This window comes from Telmatobacter bradus (assembly GCF_048629425.1).
Classification (GTDB): Bacteria; Acidobacteriota; Terriglobia; order Terriglobales; family Acidobacteriaceae; genus Telmatobacter; species Telmatobacter bradus.
This window is the reverse complement of the sequence record NZ_CP184532.1, coordinates 4,858,474-4,882,759: the sequence shown is the minus strand read 5'-3', so window position 1 is coordinate 4,882,759 and position 24,286 is coordinate 4,858,474. Positions and strand designations below refer to the sequence as shown.

Below are 24,286 nucleotides of genomic sequence, written 5' to 3'. Positions count from 1 at the left end.
AGCAAACTTAATTTTGTAGTTTTTCCCATCGCTCACTTTGCGCGGAGCGATAAATGGCGTCAATGACTGCCATATTTCCCAGTGTGTCCTCTAGCGGTACAGGTGCTTCGCTGTTTTCAAAGACGGCCTGGGCAAAAGCATCGCCCTGCAGTGTGTATTGATCTGCGGCAGGAAAAGTTTCTATGCTAACTCCGCTGCCGCTGAAGTCTCCGCTGGAATCAATAAAGATCCTGGTAGTTTTTTCAGGCGGTGCGTTGAAGGGGATTTCGATTTCAATGCGCCCCTTTGTGCCAAAGAAATTCATCTTCTGGCAGGGAATCATCTGCGTACCGCAGACAAAGCTCGCCTGTCCGCCTTCAAAGTCCAGAATCGCCGTTGCCAGCCGGTCAGTCTTCATGACGGGATCGCGGTCCAGTAGAGAAATAACGCGTTTGGGCTCTTGTTGGAAGGCGTAGCGGGCAGCATGAATCAGATAGCAGCCAATGTCGTAAACGCCGCCGCCGCCATACTCCACCTGATTGCGGATGTTGGCCGGGTTGGCATTTGAGTAACTAAAAACTCCCGTCACAGCCAGTAACTTTCCGATGCGTTCCTGCTGGATAAGTTCGCGTAAACGAATCCACTGCGGGGCGCTGCGAATCATGAAGGCTTCGCAGATTTTTACTCCGAAGTTAGCACGTACTTCAAGTAGCTTCTTTGCTTCTTCTAGCGTAAGTGCGATTGGTTTTTCACAAAGTACGTGCTTGCCCGCCTCTGCGGCCTTGATCGTCCAGGGAACATGTAAATGGTTGGGCAGAGGATTGTAGACGGCATCTATCTCCGGATCGGCCAGCAACTCCTCATAGGAGCCGTAGGCTTTGGCGATGCCGAGTTTCTGTGCTGCCTGCTGGGCGCGGCTCAGGTCGCGTGAGGCAATGGCCGTCACCATGGTTTGCTGGCCGTGCAGCATGGCTGGCAGAACCTTGCGCATGCCAATGCTGGCTGTGCTCAAAACTCCAAAGCGAAGCTTGTTCTTCATGCGCAGATCCTATCACTCAGTTACATGGATGCATGAACTACGGTTGAGGAATCACCAGCGATAAAGCCTGTTCTGCTGTGTCGGCCACCTGAAACAGGGCGCGGTTTTCCGGCTTGATGAAGCCAGCCACAACGGTGGAGTCAAGAAAACGCAGAAACAGATCCCAGTAGCCAGCGGTATTGATCAGTACGCCGGGCTTTTGGTGAATGCCGAGCTGCGCCCAGGTGGCCACTTCCATCAGTTCGTCGAGCGTGCCGGCTCCGCCAGGCAGAACCAGAAATGCGTCGGCCAGTTCTACCATGCGTGCCTTGCGTTTGTGCATGGTGCCCACCAGTTCCAGCCGGGTCAGGCCGGCGTGGGCAATCTCCAGATCGGCCAACACGTCGGGCAAAACGCCAATCACTTCGGCTCCGCCGGCCAGCGCCGCATCGGCTACCGCGCCCATCAAGCCCAGATGCGATCCTCCGTAGACCATGCCCAGGCCACGGGCGGCAATGGTTGTGCCTAAGCGACGGGCGTCGGCCAGAAACCGTGGATCTGTGCCTGCGGCCGATCCGCAATATACCGCTACCCGATGTTTCAATTCGTTCTGTGTCTCTGTCTGAGTCATGAAAAATTCCCTTATGTATTCGCGTCTTCCAACAGAAAAGCGGCTGAATTCAAGATGGCGATTCCGTGAAAAGGATGCAGGGAAAGCAGATCCTCGTCACCCGTAACAATCACGTTAGCCTCACCGTTTACCGCAACCTCCAGAAACAGATCGTCGCGCGGATCGCGGCAGGCACGAACTTTCCTTGTTACTTCGATATGAAGCGCGATTTCCCACACCTTGTTTAAATAAGGGGCGATGGAGTCTGGGTGAATATAGCGGGCAAACTTGGGTCGGTGAAGAACGTCTTCCAATTCCTGTAGCGTTTGCGGCGACATCAGCGTAATAGCATCACGCCACGCAAGTTCTATTGCGCGTCCGGGAGCCGAATCAGCCTGCAACATTCGGCTCACATATACATTCGTGTCCAGAACAACTCTACGCTTCATTCCTGTGCCGTAAGAAGCTCTTCAAGGAGTCCGTCGGTCATGCCCTGGGAGGCAGCATACCGGCTGGTTTCACGAGTAAAGCGTACCAGATCGTCGGCACGAGCACTGCGCAATTGCTCGTACTCCTCGGCTGAGATCAGCACGGCAACGTCGCGTTGGTGGCGGCGGATGCGCACCGGTTCGCGCTGTGCTTTGTCGAGCAGCGCAGCAAAGTTCTGCTTGGCTTCGGTGGCGGAGACGGTCGTCATGCAGACAAGTGTAGCGCGAAAATGGTCAAAATAGACAAAATAACCATTTTGTCTGTTTTGACCATTTTCAGCGAGGGAAGCCGCGTTACTTGTACGGCGTTGTTTTTGCCGTGCCTGGTGCTATCTAGTGCAGGAACAGCTTTACCAGTACGGCCAGGAACGAAGTAAAGAAGCCCGACGCAGCCATAGCCCAGGAGGAAACCGCCGCCTCGCGCTCTGAGCGGCGCACCAGACTGGCTGTGCCTACACCGTGCGACGAGGTTCCGATGGCCGCTCCGATGGCCCGCGCACTGCCCACGCGCAGCAAGCGCAGGAAGGGAATGCCGATGCTGGCTCCGATCACGCCTGTAATGACCACAATGGCCGTAGTGATGGCTGGAATGCCACCTAACTGGGAGCTGATTTCGATGGCAATCGGTGTGGTCACCGATTTGGGCAATGTCGAAAGAACCACAGCGCGGGGCGCGCCCAGCAGCCAGCAGGTCAATCCAGCGGAGATCATACTCACCACCGAACCAGCAAAGACCACAATGGCCAGACGCGGCAACGACGGCTTCAGCGCCAAGCCATTGCGATACATGGGAATGGCCAGAGCCACGGTGCCCGGGCCCAGCAGCCAGTTCAGCCATGCGCCGCCCCGATTGTAGGCCGCAAAGGATTCATGGGTCAGCAGCAGCATGCCGATAATCGGCGCGGCTGCCACCAGAATCGGAGGAATCCAGCGCCAGCGCAGATGCAGTTTAAGGCCTACTGTGTAGGTGGCCAGGGTGATTGCTATGCTGACGACGGGCAATGCAAGCAGGGTCATCGGAGTCATTGCCGCTCCTTGATGTCTTGCAGCATTGCCGGGCCGACGTTCAACTCAGAGTGTGCGTCGTAGGGCAGCAGCCAGCGTGAGAGCAGGCCGACGGTGGCCAGCACGGCCAGCAGGCTGACGATAAGGCTGGCCGCAATGGCCAATCCGGACTGTTTCAGGACGGGGCCAACTTCCATCAGGCCCACCGTAACCGGCACAAATAACAGCACCATATGGTGCAGCAGCAGAGTTGCGGTCTTTTCCACCCATTGCAGCTTGACCAGCTTGAAGGTCATGGCCAGAACCAGTAGCAGCAAGCCGGCAACGCTGCCGGGGATCGGGCTGCCCAGCCGGTGCGTACCCTGCCCCAGGAACAAAAAGCCGGTCAAAAGCGCAAAACCACGTAAATAATCCAGCATCTTTCTATTGTGCATGCATATTTTCGCCATGATTCGTGAAGAATTTCGGTTCCAGCTGTGTGATTTTGCAAGCTTCCCGATGCGGGAGGCGAAATTTCGGCCAGAGGTTAAACTGAAGAAGGAAACCTTCCCTCTCCCGGACCAATGCCTTGCATCCTCTGATTGCCAAATTGAATCCCGAACAGCGTGCCGCGGTGGAAACCACCGAAGGGCCGCTGCTGATCCTGGCCGGCGCGGGCTCTGGTAAAACGCGTGTCATTACCAACCGTATTGCCTGGCTGATCGAGGAGAAAGGTGTGGCGCCGGATTCCATTCTGGCCGTCACCTTTACCAACAAGGCATCCAAGGAGATGGGCGAGCGTGTGAACAAGCTGCTCGGCCACTCCTCGATGGCCAAACCGCTGATTGCCACCTTCCACTCGCTCTGCGTGCGCATTCTGCGGCGCGACATTGAAGCCATGCGCATTGGCGGTCAGGGCCTGACCCGCAGCTTTGCCATCTTTGACGAGAACGACCAGCAGAATATCGTCAAGCAGATCATGAAGCGCGCCGGCATGGACATCAAACAGCTGACGCCGCGCACCGTTCTCAGCCGCATTTCCTGGGCCAAGAACCACATGGTTGATCCGCAGGAGTACTTCCTCAGCTCCAAGGACCAGAACAGCGAGCGCATCGCCCACATCTTCAAGAGCTATCAGGGCGAGCTTGGCAAGAACAACGCCATGGACTTCGACGACCTGCTGCTGGAAGCCGTGCGCCTGCTCAAGAGCGTGGCCGATGTGCGCGAGCGCTATCAGCGCCGTTACCGCTATCTGCTGGTGGACGAGTATCAGGACACCAACCGCCCCCAGTACGAGATGATGAAGATGCTGGCCGGTGAGCGCCACAACGTGTGCGCGGTGGGCGATGAGGATCAGAGCATCTACAGCTGGCGCGGCGCTGACATCAACAACATTCTCAACTTTGAGAAGGACTTTCCCAACGCCCGCATCATCCGTCTGGAGCAGAACTACCGCTCGACGCAGGTGATTCTGGAGGCGGCTGGCGCGGTGGTGGCAAACAACCTGCGCCGCAAGGGCAAAAAGCTCTGGACCGATCGTCAGGGCGGCTCGCTGGTGGGCTACTACGAGGCCCCCGACGGCGAGAATGAAGCTCTGTTCATCGCCAGCAAGATACAGGCGTTTTTGCGTCAAGGACTCGCGTCCGAAAGTGCCCCCTCTGGAGCAGGCCAGCATTGCGCGGTGCTTTATCGCACCAACTCGCAGTCGCGTTTGGTGGAAGAGGCTCTGCGCCGCTTCAACATTGCCTACACCATGGTGGGCGGCTTCAGCTTTTACGAGCGGGCTGAGATCAAAGACCTGTTGGCCTACCTGCGTCTGGTGCGCAATCCGCATGACTCCATGGCTCTGCAGCGCATCATCAATGTGCCCACCCGCGGCATCGGCAAAACCTCACTGGAAAATCTGGAACGGCTGGCGCTCGAAACCAATCGCTCCACCTGGGAGGTTCTGGGCGAGGCCATCAAGAACCGCTTGCTGCCCGGCCGCGCGCTGGGCGCAGTCGATAGCTTTCGCCAGCTCATCCTCGATGCGCAGGCCATGATGGATCCCGACTTTGCCGGCAAGCTCAGCGCTGACGTGGCCGCCGCAGAAGAGGGCGACACCGACTTCAGCTTTGGCGCAGCCGACGATGCGAGTCCTGCAGAAGTAGCCGCGGAAGATGCAAGCTTTAACTTTGGCGGTCATGAAGACCAGATGTCGCTGCTGGACGCCTCGCTCTTTTCGCCTTTCGCAACCTCCGAGCCGAAGAAGATTGAGCCGGTGAAGAAGAGCGCCAAAACGGTGAAGAAGGCTGAGCTCTCGCCCTTCGACGTTTCGTTTACGCCCGAGCCAGTTCCCTCCCGCGTGGAAGAGCAGGCAAAGCCGGAAGCTGCTGAAGAAAAGCCGTTCCGCGCTCCCGGCGACGCGGCCACATTGCCGGAGCTGATCCGCTTCCTGATCGACCGCTCGGGCTACATTCGTGCACTGGAAACCGAAGGCACGCCGGAAGCCACCAGCCGTATAGAAAACCTGAAGGAACTGGCCAACGCCGCGCACGATGCCGAAACCCGTGGCGAAACCCTGGCTGACTTTCTCGACCATGCCGCGCTCTCCAGCGACACTGACCAGATCAATCCCGACGCCAAGGTGACGCTGATGACGTTGCATGCGGCCAAGGGTCTGGAGTTCCCGCTGGTCTTTCTGGCCGGCCTGGAAGAAGGACTCTTTCCGCACTCGCGCACGCTGCAGAACCCCGAGGAGCTGGAAGAGGAGCGCCGCCTTTGCTACGTGGGCATGACCCGTGCCATGAGCACGCTGGTGCTGACCCGCGCCATCTATCGTCGTCGCTACGGCAATGAAGCGCCGGAGCAGACGCTGCCCTCGCGCTTCCTTGATGAAGTTCCCAGCCAGTTGGTGGAGAATCTGGGCGGCCAGAATCCCAGTCCCGCATGGTCCACTCCGGCCTATGGCGGAGGCTACGGCTCACGCCGCAAGGCCGGTTTCTCCGGCGACTCCGAGGGCAAGCACTTCAACTACGAGGACGAGAGCCAGGAAACCTCCTACTCCTTCGGATCTGCGGGCAAGTCCTCCGCCAAACGCGAGCCCAACAAGCCCTTTGTGGCGTCGTGGATGAAGCCGTCGAAGGCTGCCCCCTCTGTGGCAGGATCTGCTCCAAAACCAGAAAAAGAAGAAAAAAGCAGCATCGATAACATTGCCCAATTCTTTGGCGGCAAGGCCGGAGCGCATGCGCCCGGATCGCTAGCTCGTCCGACTGCGGAACCAGCCAAGCCGCGCGGAGCCGCGAACCTGCACAAGGGCCAGCGCGTACGCCACGTGAAATATGGCGAGGGCACAGTGCTGATGCGCGAGGGCGAAGGCGAAGACGCCAAGCTGACCGTCCTGTTCAGCCGCCACGGCATGAAAAAGCTGATGGAGAAGTTCGCCAACCTGGAAAAAATTTAACCATCTGCCACCTGCGGTGGGGCTAACTGCCTTCGGCGTGCTCCTCTTCCCAGAGACGATGCGCAGGTTAGGGTTGCCAATGAGGCAAACCTAGGGAATTTGTCATCCTGAGCGACCGGACGCGAAGCCGGAGCGCAGCGCAGGCGAAGAGGTAGGGAGTCGAAGGATCTGCGGCGGCTTTTTCTCTGTTGCGCCACAAAATACCGCTATAGAATGCGGGGCATGGAAGAGCGGGTTTATTGCGTCTACATGATGGCTAGTCGCAGCCACACGCTCTACATCGGCGTTACAGGAAACTTGCAGAAACGGGTCTTTGAACACAAGTGGCGGGAACACGAGGAGAGCTTTTCCGCCCGCTATCACTGCGACCGGCTGGTGTGGTTTGAGCGGCACAACGATGTATCTGCTGCGATTGCCCGCGAAAAGCAGTTGAAGGGATGGAGACGCGCAAAGAAGATTGCTCTGATTGAAGCGTCGAATGCAGTATGGATCGACTTGAGTAAGGATTGGTACGACGTAGAGCCTGCCGACTATCGTCGTGCTCTGGACCGCATGTTCAACTGACTTCCCAAAAGCAACCGCAGATCCTTCGACTCCCTGCGGTCGCTCAGGAGGACAGGTCGGAAAACAAAACCGCCCGGCCTGCCAATACGGCGGACCGGGCGGTTTGTTACTGTACGTGGCTGGAGATTAGTGCGTTTCGCTCACGACGGCCTTGCCCCGGAAGCGGCTATACACAAAGACGTGATAGCTGATGGCCAGAGCCATGCCGACAACCCACCAGACGAAGCCCACCGCCAGCGTATAAGGACCGCTGATGGCGCGGTTAAGTGTGATGTCGTACTGCGCGCCGGTGGTGGCTGGCAGCAGTGTGGGGTAGAGCGACCAGCAGGCGCCGGCCAGCATGAAGAAGAGGTAGAAGGCGCTCGAAAGGAATGCGGCCAGTGGTGAGCCCTTCTTGTTGAAGAAGAAGATCAGTGCCAGAGTCGCTACTACGCCCACCGGAATTGCAAAACTAACCGGGTAGTTGAAGTAGTTGTTCAGGCTCTGCGGACGCACGGCAATGGTGGCAAAGAGGCTGACGATGGTGATGAGCAGCAGCGCTACCCAGAGCGGCGAAACGATCTTGCGGGCCCGCACTTCCAGATCGCCCGAGGCCTTCAGGCTGAGCCACAGAGCACCGTGCAGCGTGAGCGCAATCAGCGCCACCAGGCCACCGATCACCGTGTACCAGTCCAGAATGCCGGGATGGACTCCAGGCAGCCAGTTGGTCCACAAAGGCAGGAAGAAATAGCCGTCGGGGTTGAGCGGCACGCCGCGCACTACGTTGGCCAGTGCCGCGCCGTAGAAGATGGTGAGCAGTGTGCTGGCCAGTCCGAAGACGCCATCCAACAGCGAACTCCACACGCCCAGGTCAAGGTGATTGCGCAGCTCCAGCGTAATGCCACGCAGAATCAGCAGCCAGAGCACGATCATCAGCGGCAGATAGAAGCCGCTGAAGGCCGAGGCGTAGAGCAGCGGGAAGGCGAAGTAGAGTGTGCCGCCGCCCGCCAGCAGCCAGACCTCGTTGCCGTCCCACACGGGGCCAATACTGGCCAGCGCCGTGCGCTTTTCCGTCTCGGTGCGCGTCAGGAACAGATGCAGAACGCCGACTCCGAGATCGAAGCCGTCCAGAACCACGTAGCCGACAATCATCACGGCTACCAGCCAGAACCAGAAAAATCCCATCATGACGAGGCTCCTTTTTCAGCCTTTGGTAGTTGTTCCGTGATCAAGCTCAGTCGGCCTTGGCCGCCAGCTGCTTGGGCTCGGGGCCGCTGGTGATTTCGCGATAGATGAGCACCGTGAACAACAGCGCCAGCAGGCTGTACAGGCCCATGAAGCCAAGCAGCGTGAACAGACCATTGCTTGCCGAAACCATCTGCGAATAGCCGTCGCTGGTGCGCAGCAGACCGTAGATCAGCCACGGCTGACGGCCCAGTTCCGCGGTCATCCAGCCAGCGGTGTTGGCAATGTAGGGCAGCGGGAAGCTGAGCACCAGCGCCCACAGCACCCAGCGGTTCTGGTAGAGCTTGCCCCGCCAGAGCAGGAAGCTGGAGCCAATCATCAGCACCAGGAACCAGGTTCCGAGGCCTGCCATGATGTGGTAGGCGTAGTAGAGCAGCGGCAACGATTGCGGCCACTGGTCGCGCGGAATGTGGTCGAGTCCGGTGACTTCAGCCTTGGTGGTGCCGTAGATCAGAAAGCTGAGCAGGTCATTGACGACAATTGGATTATCGATCTGGCCGGTTTCTTCGTTGGGCTGGCCGATCAGCACCAGTCCTGCACCCTTTTCGGTCTTGTACAGGCCTTCCATACCGGCAATGGCGGCGGGCTGATTTTTTGCCACATATTTGCCGTGCAAGTCGCCGGTGGGGAAGACGATCAGGATGGACGCGATGGTGCCGGCAATCACGCCCAGCTTCACAAAGGTCTTGCCGTACTCCACATTGCGCTGGTCCAGCAGATAGAACGCGCCTACAGCCGCCATCACGAAGGAGCCGGTGACCGCTGCGCCCGTCATGTTGTGCGCATACTGCAGCAGAGCCCAGGGGTTCAGCAACAGACCCCAGAAGCTGCTCACTTCAAAACCGCCATTGGGCAGGCGATTGAAGGCTACGGGATGCTGCATGAATGCGTCGGTAACGATGATGAAGAAGCCCGAGATCCACGAGCCCACAAAGACCATCACCGCCGAGAACCAGTGAACCTTGGCCGGGACCTTCTTTTCTCCGTAGAGGAACAAGCCCAAAAAGGCCGATTCCAGGAAGAAGCTGAAGACGCCTTCCATGGCCAGCGGCTGGCCGATTACGCCACCGGAAAGCTGCGAAAAGCGTGCCCAGTTGGTGCCGAACTCGAACTCCATGGGAATGCCGGTGACCACGCCAAAAACAAAGTTGATGGCGAAGATGCGCCCCCAGAAACGGGCGGCGCGGTTCCAGTGCTCGCCGCCGGTGCGGAGAGCCGCTGTCTTCAGAACCACGATCAGCAGACCCAGCCCCATGGTGAGTTGCGGAAACAGGTAATGGAAGGTAACGGTAAAAGCGAAGTGCAACCGGTGAATCAGCTCACTGCTCATGCAGTGCCTCCTCGCAAAGGAGTTGATGGAAGATGGCAAACGTCTTCCTGGGGTGAACGGTTTGCCGCAGCCGGAAGATTCCGTAACGGCAGCCAGACCCGGATGTCAGGCGAGATCAAAAAAATGAGGACCTATAAAACAGTCGCAAATTGCAGTGCCTGTATGCTCCATTGCTTCGATTCCCGAGCCGCGTGAAAGACGCTTTCGCGCGGGTCAAAGATCGCTGCGAGCACAGGATGCGCAGATCTGCATCGAATCAGAGCGGTGTAGTCCATTTTGCCACATTCAAAAATTTGCGAAGTGATTCTTGTCACTTGCAACATCCTTTTCAACACCGGATGATAATACGGCTATCAAGTTGAATGCTTGCTGACGGTTCTTTTCCCCATCCCCAGCCAATTTCGGCTACAGTGCTGTCAGCACGGAGGTTCGTTCCCGATGCGTATTGCAGTTGTGGGCGGCGGTATTGCCGGCTTGGCCGCGGCATATGAGTTGCAAAAGGCCAGTGTGGCCGGGCAGCCCGTTGAGTATACGTTGTTTGAAAGCAACCCAAGGCTGGGCGGTGCGCTGGCCTCGGAAACCATCGACGGATCTGTGCTCGAACAGGGCCCTGATTCGTTCATCACGGAAAAACCAGCCGCGGCGGAGCTTTGCCGCGAACTGGGGCTGGGTGACCAGCTGCTGCCCTCCAACGACAGCCAGCGCAAGACCTTCATCGTGGTGCGCAACCGCATGGTTCCACTGCCTGACGGTCTGATGTTCCTGATTCCTACCAAGCTGATTCCTACCGCCCTCACCCGCCTCTTCAGCCTGCCCACCAAACTGAAGATGGCGCTGGAGTTGCTGCATCCACCCCGGCCCGCGGCAGGGGATGAGTCGGTGGCTGATCTGGTGCGCCGCCACTTCGGGCAGGAGGTCGTTGACCGTCTGGCCGATCCGCTGCTGAGCGGCATTTATGGTGGCGATTCCACTCGCTTGAGCGCCCAGACGGTGCTGCCCGGCATGGTCAAAATGGAGACCGAACACGGCTCGCTCTGCCGTGGCATGCTGGCTGCTCACGCCCAGATGCGGGCGCGCATGCTGCAGGCCAAGGCAAACGCTCCGGCCAGCGGCGCTAAGCCCAAACCCCGCTCCATCTTTACCGCCATGCGTGGTGGCATGCAGCAACTGGTGGATGCGCTGGCGGCCCGGCTGGAGCCGGGTGCTCTGCGTATGGGCACGGCAGTTGAAAAATTGGAGCGTTCTGGCGAGGGTTGGCGGCTGACCACGGCCTCTGGAAGCGAGAAGTATGACGCGGTGATTCTGGCCACTCCGGCCTGGGCGGCAGCTAAGCTGCTGGAGCCGGTCGATGCGGAGCTGGCAGCGCTGCTTGGCTCCATTCCTTACTCGTCTTCCATCACGCTCAACCTTGTCTACGATGAAAAGCAGTTGGGCACACTGCCGGAGGGCTTTGGCTTTCTGGTTCCGGCCGTGGAAGGCCGCTCCATGCTGGCCTGCACCTTTGTGCATCGCAAGTTTGTGGGCCGCACCAAGCCGGGCAAAGTTATCTTTCGCGCCTTTCTGGGCGGTATGCGCAACAGTGCGCTGCTCAGTGAGCCGGACGAAAAGCTGGTGGCCGTGGTACGCCGTGAGCTGAATGAGATTCTGGGCGAGCAGGTCTTTCCGGCGGCAGGGCTGCCGGAACACGTGCAGGTTTCTCGCTGGAATCGCGCCATGGCGCAGTATGCCGTGGGCCACAAGGAGCGGGTCCGCCAGATTGCCGAACATGCGGCAGCCTTGCCCGGCCTGCGGCTGGCCGGCAACGCCTACGACGGTATTGGCATTCCCGATTGCATTCGCCTCGGTCGCAAGGCCGCCAAGGAACTGGCGGAAGCGGCAATGACCTGTGCTGTTCCGCAGCTATAGGAAGAATCAAAAACAAAAAGGGCCGGAACAGATCGACTGTTCCGGCCCTTTGGTTGAATGCGGATTGAATCAGACGTGGGCTGCGGCACGCAGGGAACGCGTCGCGGAATGGCCTGACTTGAAGAGCCTGGAGGATGTGCTTCCGCTGCCACCGATGTTGAACTGGCGGATGAGTCCATCCAGATCGTTGGCCAGCTCGGTCAGATTCTTGCAGGCCGAGGCTGTTTCGTCGGAAGCGATGGAATTCTCTTCGGCCAGTTTGGAGATGCTGCCGGCCGACTCGCTGATCTCCTGCGATGCGGCGGTCTGCTCCGTTGCAGCCGTGGCAATCAGGCTGATCATGTGTTCCATGCCCTGTACCAGATGGATGGTGTTTTCCAGAGCATGCTGGGCGTTGGCGGTTTCCGTCATGCCGGATTCGACTTCCAGGCGGCTGCCTTCCATCACCTCAACCGTCTCGCGCGTCTCTTCCTGAATGCTGCGGATGGTTCCGGCAATCTCTTCGGTTGCGGTCTTGGTGCGCTCGGCCAAACGGCGGACTTCACCAGCCACCACCGCGAATCCGCGGCCATGCTCGCCGGCGCGGGCGGCTTCAATCGCGGCATTCAGCGCCAGCAGGTTGGTCTGCTCGCTGATCTCCTGAATCACGCTGACCACCTTGCCAATATCCTGCGAACGCTGGGCCAGAGCATTCATGCGATCGGCTACCGACATCGAGGTTTGCCCGATGCGCTCCATGGTAGCGTTGGCCTTCTGCATCACCTCGCCGCCCTGACTGGCTGATTCGGCGGACTCACGGCTGGAGCGGGTGGCTTCTTCGGCGTTGTGGCTGATCTCGCCAATAGTGGCCGTCATCTCTTGCGCAGCAGCGGCAATCTGCTGCGTGCTGCCCGACTGCGTTTTGGCATTGGCGCTGGTCTGGCTGGACCGCACGCTCAACTCTTCGGTGGCGGCGGAAAGCGTCTCGGCACCCTTGGCCATGGCCGTCAGCACTTCGCGCGTTGCTGCTACGCTCTGATTCAATGCTTCCGACAGGCGGCCTACCTCATCGCTGCTATGCACTTCGACTGTCGCGCTCAGATCCTTGTTGGCTACCCGTTCCAGAGCTTCCGCGGCAGCAATCAACGGCGGAGAGATGAGTCCGCTCAGCGTTGCGCCAATGAAGACGGAAAGCCCCACCACGACAAACAATGCAACCCAGATCAGAATGCTGGAGCTCTTGACCAAGCTCATTACTTGAGCGCCGGAAGCAGCACCAGCACTGGTGTTCAGCACCATATCGTCATCGAGCGCCTTGCTGAAGGAGTCGAAGAGATTCAGCGTGTCGTCGCTGGTGGCCAGCTTGCGCGCTTCATCGATCTTGCCTGCATCGATCATGCCGATGTACTGTTCGCTGTACTGCAGGTAGCGAGCAATCTGGTCGTGGAAAGTGGTATAAAGCTCTTTCTCGCCCGGATAGGAAATCATCGGCTCGTATTGGGCAAGATACTTCTTGTAGTTGTCGATCGCCTGCAGACGATGGGCCTTGTATTTTTGCACGCATGCACTGTCATCACAGAGCGCGATGAAGCCATCAGCCCGGCGAACAGACATGGCATTTTGCTGAACTTCGCCCAAAATCTTTACCGAAGGCATAGCGTCGTTCACAACATCGTCAACGCCGACGTTAACTTTGTGGAAGCTGACCAGTGCTACTGCTCCCAGGATCGCAGTGAGCAGGCAGACTGCGCCAAAGCTGAAAAACAGTTTGCGCGCGATGGGGAGATCACGAAATGCTGACATGGCGGAGAAGTTCCTTTCAAGGGCAGTTCCAGCTCGTGCACATTGCAGAAGCAAGGACGCTACCGGCCAGGGCTGCAATCCATTGCTATGCACCACGCCTATCGGCATAGCAGATGTTGACTTGAGCTTTTCAATATCTATCTCGATTAAGAGATCTTAAGTTGGGAAAATGACGTCTCGTTCCTGTTTATGCACTCGTCCGCGTTTCAAGCAGATTTGCCGCTTACTCTTTTTCTGTATGGATTTGCCTCAAAACAAGGGCAGTGTGCGAAGGAACAGATGGAAAACTCCACACTGTTTCATGTGCACCAACAGAGCCATAAGAGGAGCCGTACGGCACGGAATGTTGTGGCCGGTTACAGATGGAGCACCACCTCGCCTGGCCTTCTGTTTCCCCAATCCAGCCACGCTTGCCCTTATACTCAACCCAGGCATATGACGAGCTCCGAGACGTTTTTAACGACGATTCTGGCGGCCACGCGCACCACTGTGGCTACGGCAAAAAAGGCTGTGACTCTGACCGAGTTGGAGGAGCGGGCGCTCAAGCACCATCCTCGCGGCTGGGCTGCGGCGCTCAAGGCCAAAGCTGCCACCGGCCCGGCGGTGATTGCCGAGGTCAAGAAGGCTTCGCCCTCCAAGGGGCTGATTCGCGCGGACTTCGATCCCGAGTGGCTGGCCCGGCGCTATCGTGCCGGCGGTGCCACGGCGCTTTCCGTGCTGACCGATGAGCCTTGGTTCCAGGGCAGCCTGCGCAATCTGTCACTGGCTTCGGCGGCCGTTCCCCTGCCCTGCCTGCGCAAGGACTTCATGGTGGACGAGTTTCAGATTCTGGAAGCCCGCGCCCACCGTGCCGACGCCATTCTGCTGATTGCCGCGGCCCTCACCGACGCGGAGCTGAAGCAGTTGTCCGATGTGGCCCACGGCTACTCGCTCGACGTGCTGGTGGAAGTGCATACCGGAGATGAACTGGACCGCGTGCTCGACACACTGGGCGCAACCGGTGCGAACGCCATCGGCGTGAACAACCGCGACCTGCGCTCCTTCAATGTGCGTCTGGAAACGTCTTTGGAACTGGTGGAACGCATTCCGCAGAGCGTAGTCCGTGTGACCGAAAGCGGAATCTCCGCCCCGGCAGAGATTGCCAGGCTGCGCAAGGCTGGCTTTGACGCCTTCCTGATTGGCGAAAGCCTGATGCGCCAGACCGATCCCGGCGAGGCGCTGGAAGAACTGCTGAAAGGCGCGGCCAAGGCAGAGAAAAATATATAGATCCGCAGTACCATAAAACGAGACATGCCTGAAAGGAGGCAAAGATGGCAACCAATCCGGTTCAACGAGAAAATGCCTCCAGTATGGCATCTGATCGCGGAAAATCCCTCAGCATTGTCAGTTCTGAAATATCGCCGGAAGCGCGTGCCCTGCTGGAAGCGGCATTGGCGCAAAAAAACGGCAGGACTTTCAATGAAGTGCTTGCCTCCATACCAAATGTGGGCGAGGATGCCGATTTTGAGCGTCATCGGGGCTAGAGATGTTTCTGGTCGACACGAATGTCATCAGCGAGTTACGCAAAGGGGCAAAGGCGGATGCAGGTGTGGTTCACCTGTTAAACTCTGCCGAAACTGAAAGTTTTCTTGCTGCTCAAACCGTGGGTGAACTCCGTCAGGGTGTGGAGAATCTACGCTTTCGTGGCGATCATCCTCAGGCGGATCGTTTGGAAGTATGGCTGAAAAGCATTCTGGAGATATTTGCTTCGCGCATTCTTCCTTTTGACCGATCCAGTGCGGAAATCTGGGGTGCAATGATGGGCCCCAATGCTCAGAATCCAATAGACAAGCAGATCGCGGCGATTGCACGCCAGTATGATCTGACCGTGGTGACCCGCAACGTCGAGGACTTTGCCGGAACCGGCGTGCGTGTGCTGAATCCATTTCTCGCCGATGTGCCTTCTGAGGAAACCAACGCATGAGCCTCTGGATCAAGATCTGTGCCAACACAACACTCGAAGACGCGCTGGTAGCCGCTGAAGCCGGAGCCGATGCGGTGGGCTTTGTTTTTGCGCCCAGCAAGCGGCGGGTTACGGTGGAGCAGGTGGCATGCATTACGCCCGGTCTTCCTGCTGCGTTGGAAAAGATCGGCGTTTTTGTAAACGTGAGCGCGGAAGAAGCAGCGGAAACCGCCAATCGATGCGGACTGACCGGCGTGCAGTTGCACTTTGCCGCGCCGCTGGCACTCACGGCTTCCCTGCGCAAAATTCTGGGAGACCAGAAAAAGATTCTGCGCGTGCTGCACTACGGGCAGGCTGCGCCGGAGAATTTCCCCGTTCTACTTGCCGATCCAAATGTCGACGCGTTTCTCGTCGATTCCCATTCAGCCCAAGGGGCAGGCGGTACGGGCGAGACGTTTGACTGGATGGCCGCCAGCCAGACGCTCTTTCAGAATGCGCAGCAGCGCAGGCTGGTGGTAGCTGGTGGTTTGCACCCGGAAAACGTAGCCGAGGCGATCCGCATTCTGCAGCCTTACGGCGTGGACGTGGCCAGCGGCGTGGAAGCAGCGCCGGGCCATAAAGATCCTGCCAAGGTGCGGGCGTTCATCGCTAGAGCGCGGCGCTTGTAAGAGATTAAAAATCGGCGGACGCATCGGGGTGCAATCGGCGGGTTGGTGCGGTGCGTCTGCCGTTTCCGTATCAGCGAAAAAGATTGGTCTTGGCCAGATCGAGGATCTGATCGCCACGGCCATTCAAAATCGCTTTCACCATGTAGAGGTTAAAGTCCACGATCTGGTCCAGTTGCAGCGCAGGCGGCATGGCCAGTTCCTGGCGGTTGATGCGCACATCAATGAGTGCGGGACCGTCGTGGGCAAAGGCCTTCGTGAGCGATGGGCGTATATCTTCCGGTTTCTCGATGTGAATGCCCAGAATGCCCGCGCCTTCAGCAATCTTGCTGAAGTCCGGATTGATCAGCTCCGTTCCGTGATCGACAAAGCCCGTGGCCTTCATCTCCAACTCTACAAAGCCGAGCGCGCTGTTGTTGAAGACGACCATCTTGACGGGCAGCTTTTGTTGGCGCAGCGAAAGCAGGTCGCCCATGAGCATGGACATGCCGCCGTCGCCCGAGAGTGTAACCACCTGACGGCCGGGATACGCAACCTGTGCGCCGATCGCCTGCGGCAAGGCGTTGGCCATGGAGCCATGGTTGAACGAGCCCAGAATACGGCGCTTGCCGTTCATCTCCAGGTAGCGTGCGGCCCAGATGACGGGCGTGCCCACATCCACAGTGAACACCGCATCTTCCGCCGCAACTTCATTGAGGACCTTGGCTAGATACTGCGGATGGATGGGCAGTTTGCCCGGCGTGCCCACTGCAAGATCGTCAAGCCCCTTGCGGGCTTCGCGATAGTTACTCAGCGCAGTCTGCAGATGGCGATCGTCGGTCTTTTCCTCAAGCAGAGGAAGCAGTGCCGCCAGGGTTTCCTGTACACCGCCCACAATGCCAAGGTTGACCGCTGCACGACGGCCGATCTGTTCTTGCCGGACGTCAACCTGAATGATCTTTGTGTCCTTCGGATAGAACTGCTGATACGGAAAGTCTGTGCCCAGCATCAGCAGCGTGTCGCAGGACTTCATGGCCTGGTAGCCAGAGGCAAAGCCGAGCAGGCCAGTCATGCCCACGTCGTATGGATTGTCGTACTCAATAAACTCTTTGCCGCGCATGGCATGCACGATGGGGGATTTCAGTTTGCCAGCCAGAGCAACCAGCTCGTCATGTGCTTCGGCGCAACCTGCTCCAGCCAGAATCGTAACTTTGCTGGCCAGATTCAGTTCCGTCGCCAGTCGCGCCATTTCCATGGGGCGGGGAGTGATATTCGGCTGCGCGAAAGTGAATTCAACCCGGCGCTTCGGGTTTACGGCATCGGAAAGCGCCACATCGCCGGGAATAATAATAACGGCAACATCGCGTTTGGCTAGCGCTGTCTGAATCGCAATTTCCAGCGTGCGGGGCATTTGCGCAGGAGTCGAAACCAGCTCGCAGAAGGCGCTGCACTCCTTGAACAAATGCTCGGGGTGCGTCTCCTGGAAGTAGTTGCTGCCGATCTCTTGCGAAGGAATGTGCGCGGCTATTGCCAGCACCGGCACGCGACTGCGATGCGCATCGTAGAGGCCATTGATCAGGTGAAGATTGCCCGGGCCACAGCTTCCTGCACAAACGCCCAGGCCGCCCGTCAGGCCCGCCTCGGCCCCTGCCGCGAAGGCCGCTGTTTCTTCATGACGAACACCCACCCACTGAATGCCATTGCGCACACGGATCGAATCCGTAATGCCATTCAGCGAATCGCCTGCCACACCGAAGATACGCTTCACACCAGCTGCGGCCAGAACTTCGACAAAAACTTCAGCAACTTTTTTTGCCATAAACTTTCCTGTTTTTTCTGGAAGTTCAGTGAGACTGCGCTCTAGAGCGGCTGAGTGGGACTGCCTTCAAGAAACCCTTTCTGGCGTTGTAGATTAATCTGGTCCGAGATAGGATCCACTATTTTGAGACAGTGTGCCACATTATGACCTACGCGCGCTCTCAGTAAAATTTGTTCCAGCGATTACACTGGAAAGATCAGCCCCACTTACGTGGGCGCAGCAGCAGGAGGTTCAGATGGCATCGGTGGAAAGTCCCTCGGAATCGCGGCCCGGCCGCTTTGGCATTTATGGTGGCCGCTATGTGCCAGAGACGCTGATGGCGGCTCTGTTGGAGCTGGAGCACGAGTACGAGGCAGCCAAGAACGATCCCGCCTTCCAGGCCGAGCTGAACATGCTGCTGACCGAGTATGCTGGCCGTCCCACGCCCCTCACCTATTGCAAGCGACTGACCGAAGAGCTGGGCGGAGCCAAGATTTACCTCAAGCGCGAAGACCTTCTGCACACCGGCGCGCACAAGATCAACAACGCCCTGGGGCAGGCGCTCTTGGCCAAGCGGATGGGCAAAAAGCGCATCATCGCCGAAACTGGCGCCGGCCAGCACGGCGTGGCCACGGCCACCATCTGCGCGCTGCTCGGCATGGAGTGCGTGATCTACATGGGCGAGGTCGACATGGCCCGCCAGGAGCTGAACGTGCTGCGCATGCGCCTGCTGGGCGCTGAGGTGCACGGCGTCTCGTCCGGCTCAAAGACGCTCAAAGACGCCATCAACGAGGCTATGCGCGATTGGGTAACCAACGTGCGCAACACCTTTTATCTGCTGGGAACAGCCTTTGGCGCACATCCCTACCCGACCATGGTGCGCGACTTCCAGAAGGTGATTGGCGAAGAAATTAAGGAGCAGATTCTGGCCAAGGAAGGCCGTCTGCCCAACGCCATCGTGGCCTGTGTGGGCGGCGGATCGAACGCCATCGGCGCTTTTTATGAGTTCATCCCAAATAGTGAAGTGAAGCTGGTGGGCGTTGAGGCCGGCGGCAAGAGCCGCAAGCTGGGCGAGCACGCTGCCCGCTTCCATGGTGGAACTCCCGGCGTGTTGCAGGGCGCTTTCTCATACGTTCTGCAGGATGAAGACGGCCAAATTTCGCTTACCCACTCGGTTTCAGCGGGTCTGGACTACGCTTCGGTGGGTCCGGAACACGCCATGCTGCACGACTCGGGCCGCGCCGAGTACACCTTTGCCGAGGATCAGGCGGCGCTCGATGCGGTGGTGAAACTGGCCCGCACCGAGGGCATTTTGCCCGCGCTCGAAAGCGCGCACGCGGTGGCCGAAGCCCTGCGACTTGCGCCAACCATGGGCAAGGATGAAATACTGGTGGTGAACCTGTCCGGCCGTGGCGACAAAGACATGGGCATTTTGACCAAGGAACTGAAGCTGTAGGGACAAGGTTCTAGGTGCTAGAGGCTGGAAGCTAGGAACTGGCACTAGAGGCTGATTCAAAAATGATTTCTTTCGAGCACAAACCGGGTTTGGTGGTCTATCTAACGGCGGGTGATCCGTCGCTGGAGGCCACGCGTGCCATCGCCATTGCGGCGATTGACGCGGGCGCGGATGTGATCGAACTCGGTGTGCCCTTCAGCGATCCGGTGGCCGACGGTCCCGTGATTCAGCGGGCCAGTGAGCGGGCTCTGGAGCGAGGCACCAGCCTGCATAAGGTGATTGCGCTGGCGGGCGAGATTCGTGCCGCGCGTCCCAAGGCCGGGCTCATCCTGTTCAGCTACCTGAATCCGATTCTGCGCTACGGCTTGAAGCAGTTTGCCGACGATGCGGCCAAAGCCGGCGCCGACGGCGTGCTGGCCACCGACATGATTGTCGAAGAGGCTGGCGACTATTTAAAGGAACTGGACCGCGTGGGCCTTGCCCCGGTCTTTCTGGCAGCGCCCACCAGCCCCGACGAGCGGCTGCAGGCCATTGCCACTCATTCCAAAGGCTTCATCTATGCCATCTCCCGTACGGGAATCACCGGCAAGCAGCAGAACATGACGGGCGATGCATCGTCGCTGGTCAATCGCCTACGGCGATGGAGTAAGCTGCCGGTGGCCGTGGGGTTTGGTATCTCCAACGCCGAACACGTCGCTCAGGTGGCGCAGTTCGCGGATGCGGCAGTCATCGGCAGCGCAATCGTCGAGCTTATCGAACGCTCGACAGCCGAGGAAGCGCCCAGCGCAGTAGCCCGATTTATCAAGGGTCTGCGTCTTGCTCAAGCAGCGCAGACCCGGTAAAACCCCACGCCAGCGGCGGACGTACTGCATACCCTGCAGCGCGCTGTCGCATTCAGGTTCAACTCCAGCACCCTTGCTGGAAGTGGCCGCAGCATATCTGCAGCCACTTCCGGCCTGAGGCGCACACGAGGATGAGATGACGCTGGAAGAATTGCGCAACCAGGTGGACGTACTCGATCGGCAAATTGTCGCGCTCCTGAATGAGCGGGCAAATATTGCCAGAAAAATTGGCCAGGTAAAGGCCAGCTCTTCGCGAGAGGTTTATGCACCAGCCCGCGAAAAGGTCGTGTACGACAATCTGCGAGCGGCCAATAGCGGGCCGCTGCCAGATGCCGAATTGACGCACATCTACGAGCGAATCATTGACGTGATGCGCACTCTGCAAAGGCGGGAGTTGGCCGTGCAGAAGACCGTGCCGGCTGAAGAGCAGCCGGGCCAGTAGCGACGGGCCTGTAAGAGGCCTGAGAGGGAAGAGTCGATGATCGTGGCAATGCAGGAAAACGCAACCGAAGAGCAGATTTTCGCCGTGATTGAAGCCATGGAAGAAGTGGGCGTGCACGCCCATCGCACCACCGGCGAGTCGCAGACCATTTTGGCCGGAGTGGGCGCCACCAAGGGCGTGGAAGTTTCCACCTTTGAAGTGCTGCCCGGCGTGGAGCACGTGCACCGCATCAGCGCGCCCTACAAGCTGGCGGGCCGCGCCTTCCGTCCGCAGGGTACGGTGGTTGAGTTCCCCAACGGAGCCACCCTCGGCGGAGAAAAAATCGCCCTGATCGCAGGTCCTTGCGCCATTGAGAATCGCGACCAGATCTTCACCATTGCTGAAGCCGTGAAAAAGGCTGGTGGCCAGTTCCTGCGGGGCGGAGCCTTCAAGCCGCGCAGCTCGCCGTACAGCTTCCAGGGCCTGGGCATTCCCGGCCTGCAGATCATGCGCGAAGCGGCTGACAAGTTCGGTCTGGCCGTGGTCAGCGAAGTGATGGAGATCGCGCAGATTGAGCCCATGCTTCCGCTGGTGGACTGCTTCCAGGTGGGCGCGCGCAATATGCAGAACTTCAATCTGCTGCGCGAACTTGGCAAGGTGCAGAAGCCGGTGCTGCTCAAGCGCGGTCTGGCCGCCACCATCGAAGAGCTGCTGCTTTCGAGCGAGTACATCCTGGCCGGTGGCAACTACGACGTGATTCTCTGCGAGCGCGGCATTCGCACCTTCGAAACCTCGACGCGCAACACCATGGACATTTCGGCCATTCCAGTGCTCAAAAAGCTGACGCATATGCCCATCGTCGGCGACCCATCGCACGGCACCGGACGCCGCGATCTGGTTGCGCCCATGGCCAAGGCTGCCGTGGCCGCCGGAGCCGACTCGATCCTGGTGGAAATCCACCCCAACGCCGACAAAAGCACCTCCGACGCCGCCCAGACGCTCTTCCTCGATCAGTTCTACAAGCTGGTGGACGATCTGCGCCTGATCGCGCAGGCGGTGGGAAGAACGATCTAAGGGTAGCATTCAGCCTTCAGCTTATGAAGTTGAGTACAGGCTTCAGAGACTATAGAAACATCCTTAAGGGACCGGTCTTGCCGGTCCCTTTGCTTTTCCCCAAACAAGTAGGCCCACAGCTCTCCGCCAACCTGCCGCGATAAGATGGAACGGAGGCAGCGGTCGTGCGTAGGCACTTATGCAAACTCCGCTCGCACCGCTAACTCCGCTTTTTCGAGGTTCTTCCCATGATTGAACGCGTCGCCATACTCGGTACTGGACTGCTAGGAACCTCGGTGGGGCTTGCGCTCAAGGCGGCGGGCTTCAAGGGTACGATTGTCGGCTGGAACCGTGGTGCGGCGGGCGGCCAGACGGCTCTGCAGATGGGCGCAATCGATCATCTGGAAGCCGACCCCATCGCGGCAGCGAAGCAGGCGCAGGTTACCGTACTGGCCACGCCCATCTACTCCATCCTCGACTTCATGGAGCGGCTCTCGACCGTGCTTGGCCCTAAGCAGTTGCTTACCGACGTGGGCAGCACCAAGGGCAAAATTACCGAGTTTGGCACCAAATATTACAACCAGCCGGAGCGGGCGGCCTTTCTGCCCGGCCATCCGATGGCGGGCAAGGAGCGCGGTGGCGCGGAGCTGGGCGACGCCAAGCTCTTCCAGAATGCCGTCTGGCTCTTTACCGATGTGCCCGGCGCGGAGCGTTCGGCCACCGGCGCGGCGTTGATGCAGGAGTGGCGCTCTCTGGTGCTGGGCCTGGGTTCGCGGGTGCTCGACCTCGATGCGGCCCGGCACGACGTGCTGGTGGCCTGGGTCAGTCATCTGCCGCAGTTTGTTTCCACCGCGCTGAGTGCGTTGCTGGAAGAGGAAGTAGGCGCTGCGCCGGAGCTGAAGGATGTGGGCGGCCGCGCGCTGCGGGAGATGACGCGGCTCGGCTCCAGTCCCTTTTCCATGTGGCGTGACATAGCCTACACCAACACGGAAGCCGTGGACCGTGCGCTGCAGATGCTGGAACAGCGCCTGCAGCACCTGCGCGAGAACTTGCGTACCCCCGAACTGCGCGACGAATTCGAGCGTGCCAACCGCTTTCGCAAGGAGTAAGCGCCATGGATGAAATCGAACTGCCCAAAAATAAGCGTACCGACGCCGTGGCCTCGCTCAAGCGTTACTTTGAAGCCAATATGGACGAGCCGATTGGCGATCTGAAGGCCGGAGCACTGCTGAATTTCTTTGTAGAAGAGGTAGGCCCGGCAATCTATAACCAGGCCATCCGTGACGCGCAGGCGCGACTGAGCCAGCGTGTGGTTGACCTGGACGGCGAGCTTTTTGCCGAGGAGTTCGGCTACTGGCCGCGCCTGAGCAAAAAGCGCAGATAGGTAACACTTCCCGCAAAAGCAAAAACCGCCGAAACCCTCAGGGGCTCGGCGGTTTTGTCTTGGCAGAGTATTTTCCCGTTACTCTTCGGTTTCTTCCTCGGTGCTCTCTTCTTCGGGGGCAGACTTGGCCTTGGACTTGCTTTTGGCCTTGGTCTTCAGCTTGGTCGTATCAATGACCTCGAAGCCTTCGGCTTCAGCGGCTTCCAGCATCTGCGGCAGGGCAGAAACAAAGATGATCGGCATGCTCTGGTACATGGAGCGGGCGGTCAGGGCTGCGCCCAGTTGCAGGGCATCGGTCCAGCGCAGGCTGGTGCGGTCCACCAGCTGGCGAGCGGCTTCCAGAACGGCGGGGTTCAGCGGTTGCTGCACGGCACGGGAAGCTTCAACTCCAAGACTGTCGAGAATGTGGGTGGCAATCTCGGCAGGAATGGTTCCAGCCCGCTCCCGACGCCGAATGGCTGAGTGAATCTCCAGCGGCGCCGAGGATGCGATCAGTTTGTGGTTGTCCTCGACCGCCGCCAGAAGCTCAATCAGCTCCTTCGTACCCTGCTCCTGCACGAAGAGCTTGGCGAATGCGGTGGTTTCAAGAAAGTAAAAGCTCACTCCTGCCCCCGTTCCTCATGGATCGAATCGACCAGCGATTCACCCGGTAGTTCAACCGGCTGCAGGCGCTGTGGCTCTTCGGGTAAGCCGGCTTCAGCCCGGTTCAGACGGATGGTCGTCGTCGGGTAGGCAGGCGTTTTGGGGTTGGCGATCTTGCTGGTCATCACTACGCCACGTTGAATGGCTTCGGCCAGAATCAATTGCCGGGACTCAGGGCTCTGATTCCAACGGTAGCTCTTGCGCGGCAGGAAGGAGTCACGGAACCACTTGAGTGCGATAAAGGCATGACCGCCCCGTTCGGCTTCGGCTAGCGCGGCGCAGAGTTCCTTTACGCGCGCGTCCAGGTCGGACGGATTGATCTCTTCTGCCGCTTCTTCGATGTCGGATACAGGGGTTGGGGCTACACGTACCGTAGCGCGAATCGGGCGCGGTGCTGCCGGACCGTCTTCGGCGCGTTCAAAGTAGATGCGGATCTCGTCTTCTTCCGGGCTCCAGCTGTCGGCGGATGCATTACGGCGCTTACTGCGCCCATTCTCACTGCAAAGTTCGACAATTGCCTGGTACCCGGTCGGTGCCAGAAAACGCAAGGCCCGTACTAGGCCAGGATCCTGTGAGTAAGCAAGTTCCTCCAAGGCGTTTTCAATAATTTCTTCCGCTGCGGGAATGCTCAGGGCGTTTACATCTACATTCCCCCGCGCGGTTTTAGTTGCTTTCATGTGTCTCTCCAATAGGATGCCGCGGCGCGTTATGGGTGCTAAAACGCAGCATTTTCAAGCGCCACTTTTATGATGGGCTTGCTGTATGCTGCTGGAACGAA

Annotated in this window: 25 protein-coding genes; 13 read left to right on the top strand and 12 right to left on the bottom strand. The window is 58.9% G+C overall.

Annotated features, from left to right (window positions below; all coding sequences use genetic code 11):
• Positions 1–7: 7 nt before the first annotated feature.
• The 6 genes from ACOBR2_RS20320 to ACOBR2_RS20295 all read right to left on the bottom strand — a co-directional run bounded on the left by ACOBR2_RS20320 (position 8) and on the right by ACOBR2_RS20295 (position 3,519).
• Entirely contained in the window at positions 8–1,018 is a 1,011-nt protein-coding gene (locus tag ACOBR2_RS20320) for a Gfo/Idh/MocA family protein (protein WP_420237905.1), read from the bottom strand.
• Positions 1,019–1,055: 37 nt separating this feature from the next.
• Positions 1,056–1,628: a TIGR00730 family Rossman fold protein gene (locus tag ACOBR2_RS20315; protein WP_420237904.1), complete on the bottom strand. Its 573-nt coding sequence runs from the start codon at positions 1,626–1,628 to the stop codon at positions 1,056–1,058.
• 11 nt (positions 1,629–1,639) lie between these two features.
• Entirely contained in the window at positions 1,640–2,056 is a 417-nt protein-coding gene (locus ACOBR2_RS20310; RefSeq protein ID WP_420237903.1) for a putative toxin-antitoxin system toxin component, PIN family, read from the bottom strand.
• A complete protein-coding gene (locus ACOBR2_RS20305; RefSeq protein WP_420237902.1) occupies positions 2,053–2,304 on the bottom strand; it encodes a type II toxin-antitoxin system Phd/YefM family antitoxin in 252 nt (83 codons plus the stop codon). The genes ACOBR2_RS20310 and ACOBR2_RS20305 overlap by 4 nt, the downstream gene beginning before the upstream one ends.
• 124 nt (positions 2,305–2,428) lie before the next feature.
• The gene (locus ACOBR2_RS20300) at positions 2,429–3,121 is read right to left on the bottom strand and encodes an LrgB family protein (protein WP_420237901.1); all 693 of its coding nucleotides are present in this window, start codon (positions 3,119–3,121) and stop codon (positions 2,429–2,431) included.
• Entirely contained in the window at positions 3,118–3,519 is a 402-nt protein-coding gene (locus tag ACOBR2_RS20295; RefSeq protein ID WP_420237900.1) for a CidA/LrgA family protein, read from the bottom strand. Before ACOBR2_RS20295 ends, ACOBR2_RS20300 begins: the two co-directional genes overlap by 4 nt.
• 170 nt (positions 3,520–3,689) lie before the next feature.
• Here ACOBR2_RS20295 and ACOBR2_RS20290 point away from each other — a divergent pair, with 170 nt between their 5' ends.
• Both ACOBR2_RS20290 and ACOBR2_RS20285 read left to right on the top strand, forming a co-directional pair.
• Positions 3,690–6,521, top strand: coding sequence for an ATP-dependent helicase (locus ACOBR2_RS20290; RefSeq protein ID WP_420237899.1), 2,832 nt, complete (start codon positions 3,690–3,692; stop codon positions 6,519–6,521).
• Between the two features lie 222 nt (positions 6,522–6,743).
• The gene (locus ACOBR2_RS20285; RefSeq protein WP_420237898.1) at positions 6,744–7,085 is read left to right on the top strand and encodes a GIY-YIG nuclease family protein; all 342 of its coding nucleotides are present in this window, start codon (positions 6,744–6,746) and stop codon (positions 7,083–7,085) included.
• Positions 7,086–7,211: 126 nt separating this feature from the next.
• On the opposite strand, the gene cydB is transcribed toward ACOBR2_RS20285, so the two are convergent.
• Both cydB and ACOBR2_RS20275 read right to left on the bottom strand, forming a co-directional pair.
• Complete coding sequence (gene cydB, locus ACOBR2_RS20280) at positions 7,212–8,252, bottom strand: cytochrome d ubiquinol oxidase subunit II (RefSeq protein ID WP_420237897.1); 1,041 nt, start codon at positions 8,250–8,252, stop codon at positions 7,212–7,214.
• Positions 8,253–8,298: 46 nt separating this feature from the next.
• A complete protein-coding gene (locus tag ACOBR2_RS20275) occupies positions 8,299–9,639 on the bottom strand; it encodes a cytochrome ubiquinol oxidase subunit I (RefSeq protein ID WP_420237896.1) in 1,341 nt (446 codons plus the stop codon).
• Positions 9,640–10,077: 438 nt separating this feature from the next.
• On the opposite strand from ACOBR2_RS20275, the gene hemG reads away from it, so the two are divergent.
• A complete protein-coding gene (hemG, locus tag ACOBR2_RS20270) occupies positions 10,078–11,544 on the top strand; it encodes a protoporphyrinogen oxidase (RefSeq protein ID WP_420237895.1) in 1,467 nt (488 codons plus the stop codon).
• A 69-nt stretch (positions 11,545–11,613) separates the two neighbouring features.
• Here the strand turns inward: hemG and ACOBR2_RS20265 are convergent, their stop codons facing one another.
• Complete coding sequence (locus ACOBR2_RS20265) at positions 11,614–13,326, bottom strand: methyl-accepting chemotaxis protein (protein ID WP_420237894.1); 1,713 nt, start codon at positions 13,324–13,326, stop codon at positions 11,614–11,616.
• A 435-nt stretch (positions 13,327–13,761) separates the two neighbouring features.
• Here ACOBR2_RS20265 and trpC point away from each other — a divergent pair, with 435 nt between their 5' ends.
• The 4 genes from trpC to ACOBR2_RS20245 are packed head-to-tail and all read left to right on the top strand — an operon-like array spanning position 13,762 to position 15,936.
• A complete protein-coding gene (gene trpC / locus ACOBR2_RS20260) occupies positions 13,762–14,592 on the top strand; it encodes an indole-3-glycerol phosphate synthase TrpC (protein ID WP_420237893.1) in 831 nt (276 codons plus the stop codon).
• Between the two features lie 44 nt (positions 14,593–14,636).
• Entirely contained in the window at positions 14,637–14,849 is a 213-nt protein-coding gene (locus ACOBR2_RS20255) for a hypothetical protein (RefSeq protein WP_420237892.1), read from the top strand.
• 2 nt (positions 14,850–14,851) lie between these two features.
• Positions 14,852–15,289 carry a type II toxin-antitoxin system VapC family toxin gene (locus tag ACOBR2_RS20250; RefSeq protein WP_420237891.1) on the top strand — a complete coding sequence of 146 codons (438 nt, stop codon included), beginning with the start codon at positions 14,852–14,854 and terminating at the stop codon, positions 15,287–15,289.
• Positions 15,286–15,936: a phosphoribosylanthranilate isomerase gene (locus tag ACOBR2_RS20245; protein WP_420237890.1), complete on the top strand. Its 651-nt coding sequence runs from the start codon at positions 15,286–15,288 to the stop codon at positions 15,934–15,936. The genes ACOBR2_RS20250 and ACOBR2_RS20245 overlap by 4 nt, the downstream gene beginning before the upstream one ends.
• Before the next feature lie 70 nt (positions 15,937–16,006).
• Here ACOBR2_RS20245 and poxB read toward each other — a convergent pair whose 3' ends face one another.
• The gene (poxB, locus tag ACOBR2_RS20240) at positions 16,007–17,731 is read right to left on the bottom strand and encodes a ubiquinone-dependent pyruvate dehydrogenase (protein WP_420237889.1); all 1,725 of its coding nucleotides are present in this window, start codon (positions 17,729–17,731) and stop codon (positions 16,007–16,009) included.
• Between the two features lie 235 nt (positions 17,732–17,966).
• On the opposite strand from poxB, the gene trpB reads away from it, so the two are divergent.
• From trpB to ACOBR2_RS20210, 6 genes are all read left to right on the top strand, one after another.
• Positions 17,967–19,166: a tryptophan synthase subunit beta gene (trpB, locus tag ACOBR2_RS20235; protein WP_420237888.1), complete on the top strand. Its 1,200-nt coding sequence runs from the start codon at positions 17,967–17,969 to the stop codon at positions 19,164–19,166.
• Between the two features lie 62 nt (positions 19,167–19,228).
• A complete protein-coding gene (gene trpA, locus ACOBR2_RS20230; protein ID WP_420237887.1) occupies positions 19,229–20,008 on the top strand; it encodes a tryptophan synthase subunit alpha in 780 nt (259 codons plus the stop codon).
• Between the two features lie 136 nt (positions 20,009–20,144).
• Positions 20,145–20,450 carry a chorismate mutase gene (locus ACOBR2_RS20225; RefSeq protein WP_420237886.1) on the top strand — a complete coding sequence of 102 codons (306 nt, stop codon included), beginning with the start codon at positions 20,145–20,147 and terminating at the stop codon, positions 20,448–20,450.
• A gap of 36 nt (positions 20,451–20,486) precedes the next feature.
• Positions 20,487–21,503 carry a bifunctional 3-deoxy-7-phosphoheptulonate synthase/chorismate mutase gene (locus ACOBR2_RS20220; RefSeq protein ID WP_420237885.1) on the top strand — a complete coding sequence of 339 codons (1,017 nt, stop codon included), beginning with the start codon at positions 20,487–20,489 and terminating at the stop codon, positions 21,501–21,503.
• A gap of 227 nt (positions 21,504–21,730) precedes the next feature.
• On the top strand, positions 21,731–22,591 hold the full coding sequence (locus tag ACOBR2_RS20215) for a prephenate dehydrogenase (RefSeq protein ID WP_420237884.1): 861 nt from the start codon (positions 21,731–21,733) through the stop codon (positions 22,589–22,591).
• 5 nt (positions 22,592–22,596) lie between these two features.
• Positions 22,597–22,866 carry a DUF2164 domain-containing protein gene (locus tag ACOBR2_RS20210; RefSeq protein WP_420237883.1) on the top strand — a complete coding sequence of 90 codons (270 nt, stop codon included), beginning with the start codon at positions 22,597–22,599 and terminating at the stop codon, positions 22,864–22,866.
• A gap of 78 nt (positions 22,867–22,944) precedes the next feature.
• On the opposite strand, the gene ACOBR2_RS20205 is transcribed toward ACOBR2_RS20210, so the two are convergent.
• Together ACOBR2_RS20205 and ACOBR2_RS20200 are read right to left on the bottom strand one after the other, a co-directional pair.
• Positions 22,945–23,469: a type II toxin-antitoxin system VapC family toxin gene (locus ACOBR2_RS20205; RefSeq protein ID WP_420237882.1), complete on the bottom strand. Its 525-nt coding sequence runs from the start codon at positions 23,467–23,469 to the stop codon at positions 22,945–22,947.
• Positions 23,466–24,185, bottom strand: a complete 720-nt coding sequence (locus tag ACOBR2_RS20200) for a hypothetical protein (protein ID WP_420237881.1) — start codon at positions 24,183–24,185, stop codon at positions 23,466–23,468. Before ACOBR2_RS20200 ends, ACOBR2_RS20205 begins: the two co-directional genes overlap by 4 nt.
• Positions 24,186–24,286 lie beyond the last annotated feature (101 nt).